Here is a 2,223-nt window from a genome sequence, read left to right as displayed (position 1 = left end):
GGGGTGGCGGGCACCGCCGAGGCCGATGCTCGCCGGGGGCGCGACCTCACCGACCAGGAGGCCGCGCGCCTGCAGGTCGCCTCCACACCGGAGGAGTGGGCAGCCATCGCACGCGAACTGCTGGCCGATGGGGCGAGCCGCCCGAGCATAGGTCGGGCGGTCGGCCTCAGCGGCAACGCGGTTGAGCAGCGGCTACGAGACGTATAGCGACGAGTATGGATTGGTTGCATCTCGGGAGCCTCGGTCATCCTGAGCGCCTCGTGCGCTTGAACACAAGCCACTGCATTGAGGGCCGACAGTAGCTCCCGTGCGGGTTATGAAACCTAGGGCAATGCAGCAGTTCGGAGCTCCAGTGCTTCGAGTGGCACACTGTTGGAAATTCTTTGGACATCCTGGGCCAGTACTATGCTGCGGGGTAGATTCGCATGTGGATCGCTGATCGCCAGGTTCGGGCCAAGCATATCGAACTGCTCAACCATGGTCGCGGTGGCTGTATATCCGTTGGGTAGCAGATGCGCGCGGCTTGAGATACCCGCCCCTGTGTCTTCGACGACGAGCGTCAGCCCTTCGCGCTGAAATCGGGCGATGGTGGTACAGGTCTGCGCGACGACTTGGTCGGGCCCAGGAAGCGCGGTCGCGAGGCACATCTCATCTGGTGCAAGTGTGCCGGCGAAATGTTTCTTTCCGTCCGGTTCCTGCCCGACGAGACGCAGGGCGGGGAGGATGGATACTGGCGAGGTGGTGTACTTACACGTCAGCGGCTTCCTCATCGTGGGCTCATCGAGCAACTTCCACCTGCATTTGCTGTAGCCGAAGTGCCCGCTGTGCCGGATCCTGGCGGTGGGGCCAGTGCCTCCACCGTGGATCTTGCCCTTGCCGCGATCGTATATCGTGGAGACATACGCGTTGGCCCAGGCGGTGGCCCATGTCACCTTGGCATATCCGCCGGTCATGATCAGGTTGTTCGAGCGGTACCACTTGGTCTGGTTTCCGTCACTGTCCTTGTACGTGACCCAGCGCGCCAGCGACTCAGCCTCCGAGCGTGCGGCGGATGGAGTCATGGCGGCCGTAGCCAGCAGCGACAAGCAGACGAGGATCCATAAGTGTTTTCTACGTGCCTGGCGTACGAAGAGTTGCATCAAAGCTCTTCCTCCATTCGGTCGGCTGTCATGCTACGTGCTCCTTATAGCGCTAATGAGTTGTCCACGGTCGGAAAGTTCGGGCTGGACAACAAATACTGGACAACCCTGTGGGCAGTTGACATCGACGCTTGATCGAGGCCAGAGACTTGCGATGTCCGACCGGAAAGACCGCTCAGTTAAGACACTGGGCCGATATCACAGCTCGCTGACGGGCCTCACGAATTACAGCAGCTCCGGACGCTACTGTCTGCCCTCTGATGGGCGACCAGCCACCCAACTGAGACAAGAGCGGCCTGATCACCTACCGGGGCGACCACAGCCACACGGCTAAAGGCGAATCGCCGCGAGGTAGCCGGTTCTGTTGATGGGGTCTATGCGGACGACGGCTCCTGTGTGCGGGGCGTTCACCATGTGGGTTGCCGAGATCGCCAGACCAACATGATCGGGGCCGGAGCGAGCTGGATCGGTTTCGTAGAAGACGAGGTCACCTGGGGAGATCTTGCCTTTGGGAACCGGTGAGCCGACCCGCCACTGTTCATACGTAGTGGTTCCGATCCGGACGCCTGCTTGTGACCAGGCGTACTCGGTGAGGCCGGAGCAGTCGAAGCCCCGGGTTCGTGCGCCGCGACCGATGCCGTACGTCGGGCCGGTCGGCCCGCCGCCGCCCCAAGAGTAGGGAATGCCGAGCATGGCCAGGGCTGCGCGAACCGCTATTGCTCGATGACTCGAAGTGGGGCCGCCCTGCGCGCGGAGGGCTTGGCTACTGCACAGGGTGGTCATGACCACGTTCACAGTCTTGTTATGGGCGCCGAGGGTACTGACGATGGCCTGGGCCTGGGTGGCGTGACGGGCGTAGGTGTCATGGTGTGCGGATCGCTGGGTGGTCTGGGCGTTGGCCATCTGCCGGGGGCTCATGCTAAGGACGGCGGGGTAGGCACAGGTGGAGATGGTGACGCCGGTGGCGCCGGCGAATAGGGCGATGCATAGGACCAGGCCAGCGCCTGCGGCGATGGCCTTTGTGAGTGTGGTCACTCGGTGACCTGCCCGGGTAGTTCGCGGGGGCCGAGGTGGGGCCAGTGGG

Annotated in this window: 3 protein-coding genes; 1 reads left to right on the top strand and 2 read right to left on the bottom strand. The window is 63.1% G+C overall.

All coding sequences use genetic code 11. From position 1 onward, the window contains the following. Positions 1-207 (top strand): hypothetical protein (locus tag C1I98_RS44775; protein WP_233508543.1); only part of this gene is annotated, 207 nt, incomplete at its 5' end. A gap of 116 nt (positions 208-323) precedes the next feature. Here the strand turns inward: C1I98_RS44775 and C1I98_RS40990 are convergent. Together C1I98_RS40990 and C1I98_RS38075 are read right to left on the bottom strand one after the other, a co-directional pair. Further along, on the bottom strand, positions 324-1,085 hold the full coding sequence (locus C1I98_RS40990; protein ID WP_146607902.1) for a hypothetical protein: 762 nt from the start codon (positions 1,083-1,085) through the stop codon (positions 324-326). A 384-nt stretch (positions 1,086-1,469) separates the two neighbouring features. Beyond that, positions 1,470-2,042, bottom strand: coding sequence for a C40 family peptidase (locus C1I98_RS38075; protein ID WP_233508542.1), 573 nt, complete (start codon positions 2,040-2,042; stop codon positions 1,470-1,472). Positions 2,043-2,223 lie beyond the last annotated feature (181 nt).

The organism is Spongiactinospora gelatinilytica, from assembly GCF_003236385.1.
GTDB lineage: Bacteria > Actinomycetota > Actinomycetes > Streptosporangiales > Streptosporangiaceae > Spongiactinospora > Spongiactinospora gelatinilytica.
This window is presented reverse-complemented; position numbering and strand designations above follow the sequence as displayed.

What these genes read in the sequence shown, in the direction of transcription:
- C1I98_RS38075 (WP_233508542.1), bottom strand. Translation starts at nt 2,042, where the DNA reads ATGGCCAACGCCCAGACCACCCAGCGATCCGCACACCATGACACCTAC.